The organism is Pseudomonas sp. SWRI51 (genome assembly GCF_014268825.1).
Classification (GTDB): Bacteria; Pseudomonadota; Gammaproteobacteria; order Pseudomonadales; family Pseudomonadaceae; genus Aquipseudomonas; species Aquipseudomonas farsensis.
The window spans coordinates 18,106-31,278 of sequence record NZ_JABWRG010000058.1; the positions used below are offsets into that span (position 1 = coordinate 18,106).

The following is a 13,173-nucleotide window of genomic DNA, read 5'->3' on the forward strand; positions in this document are numbered from 1 at the left end:
GGCGGTTTCCTCCGTGGACAGGCCAGCAGCATCAACCTTGCCATGCGGTCAAGGTCAATAGCCGAGGCTGGCTCGCTTCAGCTCCAGCCCATATTGCCCCATGGCGATGCGGTATTTGTTGATCTGCCCGGCTTGCAGGGTAAGACGCGTGCTGCGCTGGTCTTCAACGCCGGGCAAGCAACCGGGTGCTTGCCCAGGCAGCAGGCGCAGGCGGACATCCACCGGGCCTGGCGGCAGGTTGAACGAGGTCGACTGTTCCTGGAACACCCGCCCCGACAGTTGGTCGTTCAGATACACGCCGATCTCGCAGGTGGTGGCCACTTCCAGGCGTTCCCGGGAAATGATCAGCACGCTGTAGTCGCTGTTGCCCTCGGCGCCGGCCGTTGGCACCACGGCCAGCGCGCCCAGCAACCCGACAAGGCCAAATGCTGCCCTGATCATGAAGAATCTCCTGCTTGGCAAAGTCGTCAAAGGCGCAGCTTGGCCGACCCGGGCGCGGATTTCCACCCCGGCTGTTACGCAGAGAACTTGACCTTGCCCTGATGGCAAGGTCGAAACTGCGCCAAACCCTGAAGGAGGTAACCCCGATGCAAGTGTTCAATGTGCAAGGTATGACCTGCGGCCACTGCGTGAAGGCTGTGACGCGGGCAGTTCAGGAAAAGGATGCTGCTGCGCAGGTGGAAGTCGACCTGGCCGCCCGCCAGGTGCGCGTGCAGAGCGTGCTAGAGGCCCCGCAACTGCTGGCGGCCATTCGTGAAGAGGGTTATGAGGCGCAAGTGGCCTGAGACGGATTTACTCCGTAACTGTTACAAAGGTTTTCATCGCGGCGGGGTGAGCAGCAGGTAGACTAGCGCACTTGCTTAGCCTGCTATGGATTATCCATGAACCTGCGTACCCTGCTGATTCTCGGCGCCCTCAGTGCGTTCGGGCCTCTGGCGATCGACTTCTATCTGCCGGCGTTCCCGGCCATGGCGCTTGCTTTCGGCACCGACGAGCAGCATGTGCAGACCACCCTGGCCGCGTATTTTCTCGGCCTGTCTCTGGGCCAGTTGGCCTATGGCCCGGTAGCCGACCGTTTTGGCCGGCGCATCCCGCTGCTGGTCGGCGTAGGGCTGTTTACTGTGGCCTCGCTCGCCTGCGCCTTTGCGCCCAATCTCGACAGCCTGGTTTTGGCGCGTTTCGTTCAGGCGCTGGGTGGCTGCGCGGGCATGGTGTTGTCCCGGGCAATCGTCAGCGACAAGTGCGACGCCGTGGTCTCGGCCAAAGTGTTTTCGCAACTGATGCTGGTGATGGGGCTTGCGCCGATATTGGCGCCGATGCTCGGCGGGGTGTTGGTAAATGTCGCCGGCTGGCAGTCGATTTTCATCGCCTTGGGGCTGTTCAGTGCGCTGTGCCTGGTGGCCGTCAGCCTTGGTTTGCCCGAAAGCATGCCGCCGCAGATGGTCCGCCAGCCGCTGTCCGGGGCGTTGCGCCAGTACCTGCGGTTGCTGGGTGACCGGGTGTTCGTCGGCCATGCGCTGACCGGCGGTATCGCCATTGCCGGCATGTTCGCGTATATCGCCGGCTCCCCGTTCGTGTTCATCAAGCTGTATGGCGTGCCGCCTGAGCATTATGGCTGGCTGTTCGGTACCAATGCCGCAGGTTTCATATTGATGGCGCAGGTCAATGCGCGCCTGCTGGCCAAGCGCGGCCCAGCGTTTCTGCTGGCGCGGGCGGTGTGGCTGTATCTGGTGGCAGGGCTGGTATTGCTGGCCGTGGCGGCGTTGCGCCCGGCCGCGTTGTGGCCGCTGCTGGTGCCGCTGTTCGTGTGCATCTCAAGCCTTGGCTGCATCATCCCCAACGCCTCGGCCTGTGCCATGAGCGGCCAGGGCGCACGCGCCGGCAGTGCCTCGGCGTTGATGGGCTGCCTGCAGTTCAGTGTCGCCGCGGCTGCGGCGGCACTGGTCGGGGTGCTGCATGACGGCAGCGCCGTGCCGATGGCGCTGGTGGTCAGCCTGTGTGGCGCGCTGGTGGTCAGTGTTGCAGTGCTGACCCGGCGTGCTCAGGCCAGCCGCTTGGCATAAGCGGGTGCGGGGCCCGCAGCCGGGCCTCCAGCAAGGCAACGAAGGCGCGCGCCTCGGCTTCACTGCGAAAACTCACCAGGTGCTGGTCCATCTGCACCTGCCACGGGCAATTGGGGTTGCGGTTCGACGCACTGACGACAATCTTCATGCTGAACTACCTCCAGTGAGCAGGAGCGGCACAGTGTAGCGCTGCCCCCTGTATCTGCCAGGCCCGGAAACGTCGCGCTGACTGACGGTCAGGCGCAGCCGGGGTGCTTTCTGTTTTACCCGCCTTAAATGACGAACAGGGGTGTGGGGCAGCCCCGTGGTAGCTGTCGGAAATATTTCGCCCTGGGCCTTGCACCTCAAGCGGGCTCGTATTCCTGCGCAATTACCCCTGCGCAGGCTTGCATGGGGCTCCCCACAACGCGCCATTCGGCCCACGCCACTATGCCATTTTGCCTACAAAACCTACCGTGGGGCGCGGCTTATACTGCGCTCGACGACCAGTGCCAGCGAGAGACATTTCCCCCTCATCGTTTACCGCCGAGTGTTTCGTGACGGCCGGATAGGGTGCGCGTCCGTCAAGCCAACCAGACGACACTACTCAGGGACTCGAGCTTCATGAATGCAGTCAACAGCATTACCCAGGTGGCCGGCATGATGGCCGACCCCAAGCGCAGCGCCATGCTCTGGGCACTGATAGATGGCTCCGCCCGCTCGACCGATGAGTTGGCGTTGGCTATCGGCTTGAGCACATCGTCGGCGTGCATGCACCTTTCGTTGCTGGTGGCAGCTGGCCTGCTGCGTGTCGACGTGCGCGGGCGAAAGCGCCATTTCCGCCTGGCAACCCCCGAAGTGGGGGCGGCGGTCGAGGCGCTTGCCAGCATCCAGCTTGGCCAGCACCCGCAAGCGCGGGCGCCGCTACGCATTGCGCCGACCCTAAGCAAGGCGCGCCTGTGCGGGGACCACCTGGGCGGCGAGATCGCCGCGCAGCTGCTCCAGCGTCTGCTCGACGCTAGCTGGCTGGAAGGTGAACCCAGCCACCTGAGTGTCAGCTCGCGTGGCAAGGCTCAGTTGGAAGCGCTGGGGGTGTTCATCGATGCTCTGGCGCCGGGTCACCAGCGTGGTTGCGTGATGTGCCATTGCAGCGAATGGAGCGACCAAGGCCCGCATCTGGGCGGCAGCCTTGGGCACGCCTTGCTCAAGTTGTTCCTGCAATCCGGCTGGGTGCAGGAACTGGACGGCGGCCGCGCGCTGCATGTGCCCCCGCTCGGTGTGCGGCAGATCGGCGCCATCGCCAGGCTGGTCTCGCGGCAGGTGGGTTAGGGTTTGACCAGGCGGGCGTCGAGGCTGTTCTGCGCCAGGCGCTGTGCTTGGTCTTGGGTCATGCCCAGGTGCTCGTGCAGGGCGTAGAAGTTTTCGGTGACGTAGCCGCCGAAGTAGGCCGGGTCGTCGGAGTTGACCGTCACCTTCACGCCACGTTCGAGCATGTCGAGGATGTTGTGCTGGCTCATGTGGTCGAACACGCACAGCTTGGTGTTGGACAGCGGGCAGACGGTCAGCGGGATCTGCTCGTCGATGATGCGCTGCATCAGGCGTTCGTCTTCGATGGCGCGTACGCCATGGTCGATACGCTGGATTTTCAGCAGGTCGAGCGCCTCCCAGATGTACTCGGGCGGGCCTTCCTCGCCGGCGTGGGCAACGGTCAGGAAGCCTTCGCTACGGGCCCGGTCGAAGACGCGGCGGAACTTGCTCGGTGGGTGGCCCTGTTCGGAGCTGTCCAGGCCAACGGCAACGAAGGCATCGCGGAACGGTAGCGCCTGGTCGAGGGTTTTTTCTGCCTCTTCTTCGCTCAGGTGGCGCAGGAAGCTCAGAATCAGGCCGCTGCCGATGCCCAGTTGCTCACGGCCATCTTTAAGAGCCTGGTTGATGCCGTTGAGCACCACTTCAAACGGGATGCCGCGGTCGGTATGGGTTTGCGGGTCAAAGAACGGTTCGGTGTGGATCACGTTCTGCGCCTTGCAGCGTTGCAAGTAGGCCCAGGTCAGGTCGTAGAAGTCCTGCTCGGTGCGCAGCACGTCGGCGCCCTGGTAATACAGGTCGAGAAATTCCTGCAGGTTGTTGAACGCATAGGCGCCGCGCAGGGTTTCAACGTCGGCCCAAGGCAGGGCGATCTTGTTGCGTTCGGCCAGGGCGAACAGCAGCTCAGGCTCCAGCGAGCCTTCAAGGTGCATGTGCAGTTCGGCCTTGGGCAAGGCGTTCAGCCAGTCATACATAGTTACTAATCTCGGTCAGGTACGGTTGGCCGACATTCTACAGGGCCTGGCCAGGCAATACGCCCGGCCAGGCGTGCAGGCGTCAGCCGGCGATCAGGTGGGCGGCGGCCTGGCGGTGGTCAGCAATCAGGCCTTTGATGTCCAGCCCTTCGATCTGGCCGTCGATGACCCGCCACTGGCCACCGACCATGACGCGGTCGGCGCGGTCGGCGCCACACAGAAGCAAGGCCGACAACGGGTCGTGGCTGCCCGAAAAACGCAGTTCGTCGAGCTTGAACAGCGCCAGGTCTGCCTGCTTGCCGACGGCCAGTTCGCCGATGTCGCTGCGCCCAAGCAACTTGGCTGAGCCTTGTGTGGCCCAGCCAAGGGCGCGCTGCGGGGTAATCAGCTCGGCGCCGTAGCGCAGGCGTTGCAGGTACAAGGCCTGGCGCGCTTCAAGGATCATGTTCGAGGCGTCGTTGGAGGCCGAGCCGTCGACACCCAGGCCCACCGTTGCGCCGGCCGCCTCAAGGTCCACCGTCGGGCAGATGCCCGACGCCAGGCGCATGTTCGAGCTTGGGCAGTGGCAGATGCCGGTGCCGGCGGCGCCCAGGCGCACGATTTCATCGGGGTTGAAGTGGATGCCGTGGGCCAGCCAGGTGCGCGGGCCAAGCCAGCCGACGCTGTCCAGGTAATCGACGGTGCGCAGGCCGAATCGTTGCAGGCAGAAGTCCTCTTCATCCAGGGTTTCGGCCAGGTGGGTGTGCAGGCGCACGTCGAGCTCTTCGGCAAGCTCAGCGCTGGCACGCATGATCTCGGGGGTGACCGAGAACGGCGAGCAGGGCGCCAGGGCAATCTGAATGCGCGCGCCGTCACCGCGTTCGTGGTAGCTGTGGATAAGTCGCTGGCTGTCGGCCAGGATCACCTCGCCCTGTTGCACCGTTTGTTGCGGTGGCAGGCCGCCGTCCTTCTCGCCCAGGCTCATGGAACCACGGGTGAGCATGGCGCGCATGCCCAGCTTGCGCACGGCTTCGACCTGCACGTCGATGGCGTGGTCCAGGCCTTCAGGGAACAGGTAATGGTGGTCGGCGGCGGTGGTGCACCCGGACAGCAGCAGTTCGGCCAGGGCCACTTGGCTTGCCAGCTCAAGCTTGGCCGGGGTCAGACGCGCCCACACCGGGTAGAGGGTTTTGAGCCAGGGGAACAGCGGCTGGTTGACCACCGGCGCCCAGGCGCGGGTGAGGGTCTGATAGAAATGGTGGTGAGTGTTGATCAGGCCGGGCAGGACCACATGCTCGCGGGCGTCGAACACCTGATCGCAGGGCAGGGCAGGGGCCTGGCCTGCTGCAAGCAGCTCGCTGATACGGCCGTCTTCGATGACCAGGCCGCCGCGCGCGTCGCTGCTGTTGCCGGTGAAGATGGCGAGGGGGGATTTCAACCAGATGCGGATCGCAGGCATTGTGCCGGCTCCTCTGAAAGTGGGTTCAGGTTAGCCAGCTCAGTGTTGCCCTGTCTGCTGATCCAGGTCCGCCGAAGGGGCGAGGCGTCGAGTCTACTGCCTCGCCCCGCGGCTTTCAATTCACCAGGTGAGTGCTTCGCCTTTGTAGTTGATGAAGTGCAGGCCGCCATTGCCACTGTTGGCCTTGATCTGTTTGAGCATGCCCTGGGTGCTGGTGTGCACGTCGATCTCGGCGTTTTCACCGCCCATGTCGGTCTTGACCCAACCTGGGTGCATGGCCAGAACACACAGGTCAGGGCGCTGCAGCTCGACCACAAAACTGTTGATCATCGAGTTGAGCGCGGCCTTGCTGGCCTTGTACAGGCACAGCTCGCCACCATCGGGAATCGCAACGCTGCCCAGAATAGAACTCATGAACGCCAGTACGCCGCTACCTTCACGCAGTTGGCCAGCCAGGCGTCGGGCAACACGAATTGGCGCCACGGCGTTGGTGATGAACAGCTCGCCCACTTGCTCGGTGCTTACGCTTTCGAGGTCTTGCGGCAGCGGCCCCATGACGCCTGCGTTGATGAACACCAGGTCGAACACTTCGCCGCCCAGGCGTTGCTTGAGGCCGTCTAGCTGGGCGGTGTCGTTCATTTCCAGTTGTTCGATGCGCACGGTCGGTACGTCAGCCAGGGCCCCAGGTTGTTGCGGGTTGCGCACCGTGGCAGTGACGCGCCAGCCATCTTCGCTAAGGCGCTGCACCAGCCCGAGGCCAAGGCCTCGGGAGGCGCCGATGATCAGGGCGGTCTTGGTTGCGGTCATTGTGGGTCTCCTTGAACAGGGTCAGGTCGAAGCGGGCAGGCGAGGGTCAGGCGTTGGCGCAGTTCGGCGCGAAGTTGCTGCAGTTCGTCCAGGCGTCTTTCGACCAGAGCGAGCTTGTCCTGCAACAGCGCGCTGACGGCCTGGTCGGGTTTGTCTGTCTGCCACAGCCCTTCGACGTTGCTGGCTATTTCGCCAAGGCTGAAGCCCAGGCGCTGTGCGGTGCGGATAAACAGTACCAACTGCGCGGTTTCGGCGGGGTAGTCGCGGTAACCATTGGCCAGGCGATAGGCGCGGATCAACCCGCGTTCTTCATAGAAACGCAGGGTGTCGCGGCTGACGTCACAGGCCTGAGCCAGTTCGCCGATACGCATGCTGGAATCCTTCCAATCAACAGGGCTTGACCTTGGAGCATACTCCAGGCTTTAGCCTCGCGCTTTCGATGATTGATCAGGAGGCGTCATGTGGAGTTCTGAGGGGTATCGCAAGCTGGTGCGAGCCAGCGGCATTTACGACTTGCTGATTGCGGGGGCATTTGCCACACCGTGGACCTTTGCCTTGTTGCATGAGCAATTGGGGCAGTTGCACCAGATGCTCGGCTTTGCCGGGTCGCTGCCGGCATTTGACCCGGTTCAGGTGCTGTTGGGCAACCTGATGGGGTCGATCATTTGTGTCTGGGCGTGGTTGCGTATCCGCGATCCGCAGCGCCAGTTCGGCCGTTATGACGCAGTGGGCCGGCTGCTGTTTGCCACTTGGCAGGCGTATGCGTTGGCATTGGGCGCAACGCCAGTGATTGCGGTGATATTGCTGCTGGAACTGGTATGGCTGGTGCTGCAGGTGTGGCCGGTGGCAAACGAACAGCCAGCTGATCAAAAAATGATCGCTGCGCTGTAGGGCTTGCTGCGCCTGTGCCCGGCGCAATGGCTAACCGGTTATCCACAGGCTGCTCCACAGTAACTGTGCGCAAGCTTGGCGCCACGGCAAAGGCCGAATGCAGCCTCGAATATGCCGCTAGCTGGGGATAACTTACTGATCCCGCGCGCATTAAGCCGCTGTAACAAGATTGTGATCAAAATATGATCAAAGCCCTGCAAGCCTTGCAGTTAAAGGCTTGTAACAATTAGCCCCAAGCTTATCCACAGGCAGGCCCACAGTAGTTGTGGGCAATGTTCAGCGTGGTTCGAGCAGGATGCGCCCACGGCTGAGGTCGGCCAGTTGTTGTTGCAGCAGGGCCAGGTGGGCGCCGCCCAAGGCGATGTGCAGGTCGACGCCATTGGCGGTGAACTGTTCGTCCAGCACCAGGCCGTCCAGTTCTGCCAGGCGCAGCTTGAGCAACGCCAGTTCGCTGAAGCTGCAACTGCAACTGAACTCGCTGCGTTCGACCAGCAGCCGCTTGGGTGCCTGCTGCAGGCACTTGTTGGCGCCGCCGCCGTAGGCGCGGGCCAAACCACCGGTGCCCAACTGGATGCCGCCGTACCAACGGATCACCAGGACCACGACCTGGTCACAGTCCTGCGCCTCGATGGCGGCAAGGATCGGCCTGCCGGCGGTACCACCAGGCTCGCCGTCATCGCTGCTGCGGTACTGGCCGCCGAGCTTCCAGGCCCAGCAGTTGTGGGTGGCCGCCAGGTCGCTGTGGCGTTCGATGAAAGCCATGGCCTCGGCCGGGCTGGCGATGGGGCCGGCGAGGGTGATGAAGCGGCTTTTGCGGATCTCCTCGCGGAACTCGCAAAGCTCGATCAGGGTAGAAGGCATAGGTCCGGGTCAGGCGGGCGGGTTGATACCGCAGCCTTTGAGAATAATGTGGATAAGGTTGTTGCTGGCGTCTTCGATGTCCTGCTTGGTCAGGCGGCTGCGGCCGGTGACCTGGCAAATCTGGGTGGCGAAGTCGGCGTAGTGCTGGGTGCTGCCCCACAGCAGGAAAATCAGGTGCACCGGGTCTACCCGGTCCATTTTGCCGGCGTCCATCCAGGCCTCGAACACCGCGGCGCGGCCGCGGAACCACTCGCGATAGTCGGCGCTGAAATACTCGCTCAGGCACTCGCCGCCGCTGATCACTTCCATGGCGAAAATGCGCGAGGCCTGCGGGTTACGCCGGGAGAATTCCATTTTGGTGCGAATGTACTGGCTCAGTGCCTGGCCTGGATCGTCGTCAACGCTCAGGGCGTTGAAGGTGCTGTCCCACAGCTCGATGATGTTGCTCAGCACGGCGATGTACAGGCCGAGCTTGTTGGTGAAGTAATAGTGCAGGTTGGCCTTGGGCAGGTTGGCCTTGAGCGCGATGGTGTTCATGCTCGTGCCTTTATAACCGTGGCGGGCGAACTCGTCCTCGGCGGCCTGGATGATGGCCTGTTCGTTCTTCTGGCGGATGCGGCCGGCGGGCTTGCCCGAATTGGAGAGGCGATGCGCAGGGACTTCTAGGGTCATGGACGATTCCGTACAGGGTCGTTGGCAACGAATTGTCGGACAGATTACCTTCCTGTGCCGAAGTGACAAGCGTTTGCGTCACCCACAGGCATCAGCGTGTCGCAGCCAGACTCTCGAGAAAACTCTCCAGCACCAGGTTCGGGCGCCTGCCTTTGCGCGTTACCCAGCTCAGGCTCAGGTCATAGAAGCGCTGCGCGGGCTTGAGCGCCCGCAGGCGCCCCTGCTGGACCCAGGTGCTGGCGTAGTGGTCGGGCAAATAGCCAATGTAACGCCCGGTGAGAATCAGAAACGCCATGCCCTCGCGGTCCGAGGCGCTGGCGGTGCAGTGCAGCGCCTGGTAATGCGCCTGCACTTCAGCCGGCAGGCGGAACGTGGGGGCGATGGCATCCTGGCTGTTGAGGCGCTGGTCGTCGACCTGCTGGTCATCGGCATAGAACAGCGGGTGGCCGACGGCGCAGTACAGCAGCGAACGTTCGCTGTACAGCGGCTGGTATTCCAGGCCCGACAGCGGGCTGGTCTGCGGCACCACGCCGACATGCAGGCTGCCGTCGAGCACGCCTTGTTCTACCTGGCTGGGGGCGATCATGCGGATCTGGATGCGCACATCCGGGCCGCGGTCCTTGAGCTCGGCCAGGGCATGGGTGATGCGCATGTGTGGCAGGGTGACCAGGTTGTCGGTCAGGCCGATGTTCAGCTCGCCGCGCAGGTGCTGGTGCAGGCCGTTGACCTCGGTGCGGAAACTTTCCAGGGCGCTGAGCAGTTGCAAGGCCGAGTGGTATACCTCGCGGCCTTCCTCGGTCAGCGAAAAGCCTGCACGGCCACGCTGGCACAGGCGCAGGCCCAGGCGTTGCTCAAGGTCGTTCATCTGCTGGCTGATGGCCGAGCGGCCGATGCCGAGCACGTTCTCGGCGGCCGAGAAGCCGCCGCACTCGACCACGCTGCGATAGATCTTGAGCAGGCGGATATCGAAATCGCTGACCTGGGCGAGGGCATCGGGGCGTCGGCTCATCTGTTTAGCCTGCTGCTGACTGAAGGTTAGAAATGTTGGGTTTTCCGGACTTTATCGTCATGCGAATTTAGCTGCAACAACAGCCATCGCTGCCCGATCGTCCTACGAGGAACCGCCGATGAACATGCCTGCAACCGACCATCCCGGATTGGCCAGCCAGCTCAAGCTGGATGCCCACTGGATGCCCTACACCGCCAACCGCAATTTCCAGCGCGACCCGCGCCTGATCGTGGCGGCCAAGGGCAACTATCTGGTCGATGACAAGGGCCGCAAGATCTTCGACGCCTTGTCGGGGCTGTGGACCTGCGGTGCGGGGCATACTCGTCAGGAAATCTCCGACGCAGTGGCGCGCCAGGTGGCTACGCTCGATTACTCCCCGGCATTCCAGTTCGGCCACCCGCTGTCGTTCCAGCTGGCCGAAAAAATCGCCAACCTGGTGCCTGGTGACCTGAACCACGTGTTCTATACCAACTCGGGCTCCGAGTGCGCCGATACCGCGCTGAAAATGGTGCGTGCCTACTGGCGCCTCAAGGGCCAGGCCAGCAAGGCCAAGATCATTGGCCGTGCCCGTGGCTACCACGGCGTGAATGTCGCCGGCACCAGCCTGGGTGGGGTCAACGGCAACCGCAAGATGTTCGGCCAATTGCTCGATGTCGACCACCTGCCCCACACCGTGCTGCCGGCCAACGCCTTCAGCAAGGGCCTGCCAGAAGAGGGCGGCATCGCCCTGGCCGATGAGATGCTCAAGCTGATCGAGCTGCACGATGCGTCCAACATTGCTGCTGTGATCGTCGAGCCGCTGGCAGGCTCGGCAGGTGTGCTGCCACCGCCGAAGGGCTACCTGAAGCGCCTGCGCGAAATCTGCACCCAGCACAACATCCTGCTGATCTTCGACGAAGTGATTACCGGGTTCGGTCGTATGGGCGCGATGACCGGCGCCGAAGCCTTCGGGGTTACCCCAGACCTGATGTGCATCGCCAAGCAGGTCACCAACGGCGCCATCCCAATGGGCGCGGTGATCGCCACTGGCGAGATCTACCAGACCTTCATGAACCAGCCGACGCCTGAATACGCGGTCGAATTCCCCCACGGCTATACCTATTCGGCGCACCCGGTTGCATGCGCAGCCGGGATCGCGGCGCTGGACTTGCTGCAAAAGGAAAACCTGGTGCAGTCGGCCGCTGATCTTGCGCCGCACTTCGAGAAGTTGCTGCACGGCGTCAAGGGCACCAAGAATGTCGTCGACATCCGCAACTACGGCCTGGCCGGCGCCATTCAGATTGCCGCCCGCGATGGTGATGCCATCGTGCGCCCCTACGAGGCCGCAATGAAACTGTGGCAGGCCGGCTTCTATGTGCGCTTCGGCGGCGACACCCTGCAGTTCGGGCCAACCTTCAATACCCAGCCGCAGGAGCTGGACCGCCTGTTCGACGCGGTGGGCGAAGCCCTGAACAAGGTCGACTGATTTTTCCGATTTCGACGCCAGGCGCGGCTGATATGGCGCGCGCCGGTTTCTGCCCTCTTTATAGGAGTTATGCATGAGCATCGTTCAGCACTTGATCAACGGCGAGCTGGTCAGCAAAGGTGAGCGCACCACCGACGTTTTCAACCCGTCGACCGGCCAGGCGGTACGCAAGGTCGAGCTGGCCAGCCGCGCGACTGTGCAAGAGGCCATCGATTCGGCCAAGGCCGCGTTCCCGGCCTGGCGTAATACGCCACCGGCCAAGCGCGCCCAGGTGATGTTCCGCTTCAAGCAGTTGCTCGAGCAGAACGAAGCCAAGATCTCGCAGATGATCAGCGAAGAACACGGCAAGACCCTCGAAGACGCTGCCGGCGAACTCAAGCGCGGTATCGAGAACGTCGAGTTCGCTTGCGCAGCGCCTGAAGTGCTCAAGGGTGAATACAGCCGCAACGTCGGGCCGAACATCGATGCCTGGTCGGACTTCCAGCCGCTGGGCGTGGTTGCCGGGATTACCCCGTTCAACTTCCCGGCCATGGTGCCGCTGTGGATGTATCCGCTGGCCATCGCCTGTGGCAACGCATTCATTCTCAAGCCGTCCGAGCGCGACCCGAGTTCGACGCTGTTCATCGCCCAGTTGCTGCTGGAAGCTGGCCTGCCTAAAGGCATCCTCAATGTGGTGCACGGCGACAAGGAAGCAGTCGATGCGCTGATCGAGGCGCCCGAGGTAAAAGCCTTGAGCTTCGTCGGCTCTACGCCGATTGCCGAGTACATCTACGCCGAGGGCACCAAGCGCGGCAAACGCGTACAAGCGCTGGGTGGCGCCAAGAACCACGCAGTGCTGATGCCCGATGCCGACCTGGATAACGCCGTCAGTGCCTTGATGGGCGCAGCCTATGGTTCGTGTGGTGAGCGCTGCATGGCTATTTCGGTGGCGGTGTGCGTGGGTGACCAGGTGGCGGATGCGTTGATCGCCAAGCTTGAGCCGCAGATCAAGGCCCTGAAGATCGGCGCCGGCACGTCCTGCGGCCTGGATATGGGGCCGCTGGTCACTGCAGCTGCGCGTGACAAGGTCGTTGGCTATATAGATGACGGCGTTGCCGCCGGCGCCAGGCTTGTGGTCGATGGCCGCGGGTTCCGCGTCTCGGGCAACGAAGATGGCTATTTTGTCGGCGGCACCTTGTTCGACAAGGTGACCCCTGAAATGCGCATCTATAAAGAAGAGATCTTTGGTCCGGTGCTGTGCATCGTGCGGGTGAACAGCCTCGAGCAGGCGATGCAGCTGATCAACGACCATGAGTATGGCAATGGCACCTGTATCTTCACCCGTGATGGTGAGGCCGCGCGGCTGTTCTGTGACGAGATCGAAGTCGGCATGGTGGGTGTGAACGTGCCGCTGCCGGTACCTGTGGCATACCACAGCTTCGGCGGCTGGAAGCGCTCGCTGTTTGGTGACCTGCATGCCTATGGGCCGGATGGGGTGCGTTTCTATACCCGCCGCAAGGCGATTACCCAGCGTTGGCCGCAGCGTGCCAGCCACGAAGCGTCGCAGTTTGCGTTCCCAAGCCTTTAATAGGTGAATGAGAGCGGGGAGGCCAAACGGCCTCCCCGCTTTGTTTTCGCTTATATTTCAGTTTCTTGAAATAAAGGGTTGACGCCGTTTCAGATCCCCTTATAATGCGCCCCACTTCCAGCGACAACGGAACGCGAAACTC

The 13,173-nt window shown here is 62.9% G+C and carries 15 protein-coding genes; 6 read left to right on the forward strand and 9 right to left on the reverse strand.

Annotated features, from left to right (window positions below):
• Positions 1 to 54: 54 nt before the first annotated feature.
• Positions 55 to 441: a hypothetical protein gene (locus tag HU720_RS16385; protein WP_186520985.1), complete on the reverse strand. Its 387-nt coding sequence runs from the start codon at positions 439 to 441 to the stop codon at positions 55 to 57.
• A 146-nt stretch (positions 442 to 587) separates the two neighbouring features.
• On the opposite strand from HU720_RS16385, the gene HU720_RS16390 reads away from it, so the two are divergent.
• Both HU720_RS16390 and HU720_RS16395 read left to right on the forward strand, forming a co-directional pair.
• Positions 588 to 785 carry a cation transporter gene (locus tag HU720_RS16390; protein ID WP_186520986.1) on the forward strand — a complete coding sequence of 66 codons (198 nt, stop codon included), beginning with the start codon at positions 588 to 590 and terminating at the stop codon, positions 783 to 785.
• 96 nt (positions 786 to 881) lie between these two features.
• The gene (locus tag HU720_RS16395; RefSeq protein ID WP_186520987.1) at positions 882 to 2,063 is read left to right on the forward strand and encodes a multidrug effflux MFS transporter; all 1,182 of its coding nucleotides are present in this window, start codon (positions 882 to 884) and stop codon (positions 2,061 to 2,063) included.
• On the opposite strand, the gene HU720_RS16400 is transcribed toward HU720_RS16395, so the two are convergent.
• On the reverse strand, positions 2,014 to 2,211 hold the full coding sequence (locus HU720_RS16400) for a hypothetical protein (protein ID WP_186520988.1): 198 nt from the start codon (positions 2,209 to 2,211) through the stop codon (positions 2,014 to 2,016). The genes HU720_RS16395 and HU720_RS16400 overlap by 50 nt on opposite strands.
• A gap of 455 nt (positions 2,212 to 2,666) precedes the next feature.
• Between HU720_RS16400 and HU720_RS16405 the strand changes: the two genes are divergently transcribed.
• Positions 2,667 to 3,371, forward strand: a complete 705-nt coding sequence (locus HU720_RS16405) for a helix-turn-helix transcriptional regulator (protein WP_186520989.1) — start codon at positions 2,667 to 2,669, stop codon at positions 3,369 to 3,371.
• On the opposite strand, the gene HU720_RS16410 is transcribed toward HU720_RS16405, so the two are convergent.
• The 4 genes from HU720_RS16410 to HU720_RS16425 form a co-directional block, all read right to left on the reverse strand.
• Positions 3,368 to 4,321, reverse strand: a complete 954-nt coding sequence (locus HU720_RS16410) for an adenosine deaminase (RefSeq protein WP_186520990.1) — start codon at positions 4,319 to 4,321, stop codon at positions 3,368 to 3,370. The genes HU720_RS16405 and HU720_RS16410 overlap by 4 nt on opposite strands.
• An 82-nt stretch (positions 4,322 to 4,403) precedes the next feature.
• Entirely contained in the window at positions 4,404 to 5,759 is a 1,356-nt protein-coding gene (locus HU720_RS16415; RefSeq protein WP_186520991.1) for an 8-oxoguanine deaminase, read from the reverse strand.
• Positions 5,760 to 5,879: 120 nt separating this feature from the next.
• Entirely contained in the window at positions 5,880 to 6,566 is a 687-nt protein-coding gene (locus tag HU720_RS16420; RefSeq protein WP_186520992.1) for an SDR family oxidoreductase, read from the reverse strand.
• Positions 6,563 to 6,937 carry a MerR family DNA-binding transcriptional regulator gene (locus HU720_RS16425; protein WP_186520993.1) on the reverse strand — a complete coding sequence of 125 codons (375 nt, stop codon included), beginning with the start codon at positions 6,935 to 6,937 and terminating at the stop codon, positions 6,563 to 6,565. The genes HU720_RS16420 and HU720_RS16425 overlap by 4 nt, the downstream gene beginning before the upstream one ends.
• An 88-nt stretch (positions 6,938 to 7,025) precedes the next feature.
• On the opposite strand from HU720_RS16425, the gene HU720_RS16430 reads away from it, so the two are divergent.
• The gene (locus tag HU720_RS16430; RefSeq protein ID WP_186520994.1) at positions 7,026 to 7,457 is read left to right on the forward strand and encodes a hypothetical protein; all 432 of its coding nucleotides are present in this window, start codon (positions 7,026 to 7,028) and stop codon (positions 7,455 to 7,457) included.
• A 276-nt stretch (positions 7,458 to 7,733) separates the two neighbouring features.
• Here HU720_RS16430 and HU720_RS16435 read toward each other — a convergent pair whose 3' ends face one another.
• From HU720_RS16435 to HU720_RS16445, 3 genes are all read right to left on the reverse strand, one after another.
• Positions 7,734 to 8,318: a YigZ family protein gene (locus HU720_RS16435; protein ID WP_186520996.1), complete on the reverse strand. Its 585-nt coding sequence runs from the start codon at positions 8,316 to 8,318 to the stop codon at positions 7,734 to 7,736.
• 9 nt (positions 8,319 to 8,327) lie between these two features.
• Positions 8,328 to 8,990, reverse strand: a complete 663-nt coding sequence (locus tag HU720_RS16440; protein ID WP_186520997.1) for a TetR/AcrR family transcriptional regulator — start codon at positions 8,988 to 8,990, stop codon at positions 8,328 to 8,330.
• 91 nt (positions 8,991 to 9,081) lie between these two features.
• Positions 9,082 to 9,999, reverse strand: a complete 918-nt coding sequence (locus HU720_RS16445; RefSeq protein WP_186520999.1) for a LysR family transcriptional regulator — start codon at positions 9,997 to 9,999, stop codon at positions 9,082 to 9,084.
• Positions 10,000 to 10,117: 118 nt separating this feature from the next.
• Between HU720_RS16445 and HU720_RS16450 the strand changes: the two genes are divergently transcribed.
• Both HU720_RS16450 and HU720_RS16455 read left to right on the forward strand, forming a co-directional pair.
• Entirely contained in the window at positions 10,118 to 11,464 is a 1,347-nt protein-coding gene (locus tag HU720_RS16450) for an aspartate aminotransferase family protein (RefSeq protein ID WP_186521000.1), read from the forward strand.
• Positions 11,465 to 11,537: 73 nt separating this feature from the next.
• The gene (locus HU720_RS16455; protein ID WP_186521001.1) at positions 11,538 to 13,031 is read left to right on the forward strand and encodes a CoA-acylating methylmalonate-semialdehyde dehydrogenase; all 1,494 of its coding nucleotides are present in this window, start codon (positions 11,538 to 11,540) and stop codon (positions 13,029 to 13,031) included.
• Positions 13,032 to 13,173 lie beyond the last annotated feature (142 nt).

Coding starts and splice junctions, on each gene's coding strand:
- HU720_RS16450 (WP_186521000.1), top strand. CDS start 10,118: ATGAACATGCCTGCAACCGACCATCCCGGATTGGCCAGCCAGCTCAAG.
- HU720_RS16420 (WP_186520992.1), bottom strand. CDS start 6,566: ATGACCGCAACCAAGACCGCCCTGATCATCGGCGCCTCCCGAGGCCTT.
- HU720_RS16430 (WP_186520994.1), top strand. CDS start 7,026: ATGTGGAGTTCTGAGGGGTATCGCAAGCTGGTGCGAGCCAGCGGCATT.
- HU720_RS16455 (WP_186521001.1), top strand. CDS start 11,538: ATGAGCATCGTTCAGCACTTGATCAACGGCGAGCTGGTCAGCAAAGGT.
- HU720_RS16385 (WP_186520985.1), bottom strand. CDS start 441: ATGATCAGGGCAGCATTTGGCCTTGTCGGGTTGCTGGGCGCGCTGGCC.
- HU720_RS16415 (WP_186520991.1), bottom strand. CDS start 5,759: ATGCCTGCGATCCGCATCTGGTTGAAATCCCCCCTCGCCATCTTCACC.
- HU720_RS16395 (WP_186520987.1), top strand. CDS start 882: ATGAACCTGCGTACCCTGCTGATTCTCGGCGCCCTCAGTGCGTTCGGG.
- HU720_RS16410 (WP_186520990.1), bottom strand. CDS start 4,321: ATGTATGACTGGCTGAACGCCTTGCCCAAGGCCGAACTGCACATGCAC.
- HU720_RS16390 (WP_186520986.1), top strand. CDS start 588: ATGCAAGTGTTCAATGTGCAAGGTATGACCTGCGGCCACTGCGTGAAG.
- HU720_RS16400 (WP_186520988.1), bottom strand. CDS start 2,211: ATGAAGATTGTCGTCAGTGCGTCGAACCGCAACCCCAATTGCCCGTGG.
- HU720_RS16435 (WP_186520996.1), bottom strand. CDS start 8,318: ATGCCTTCTACCCTGATCGAGCTTTGCGAGTTCCGCGAGGAGATCCGC.
- HU720_RS16425 (WP_186520993.1), bottom strand. CDS start 6,937: ATGCGTATCGGCGAACTGGCTCAGGCCTGTGACGTCAGCCGCGACACC.
- HU720_RS16440 (WP_186520997.1), bottom strand. CDS start 8,990: ATGACCCTAGAAGTCCCTGCGCATCGCCTCTCCAATTCGGGCAAGCCC.
- HU720_RS16445 (WP_186520999.1), bottom strand. CDS start 9,999: ATGAGCCGACGCCCCGATGCCCTCGCCCAGGTCAGCGATTTCGATATC.
- HU720_RS16405 (WP_186520989.1), top strand. CDS start 2,667: ATGAATGCAGTCAACAGCATTACCCAGGTGGCCGGCATGATGGCCGAC.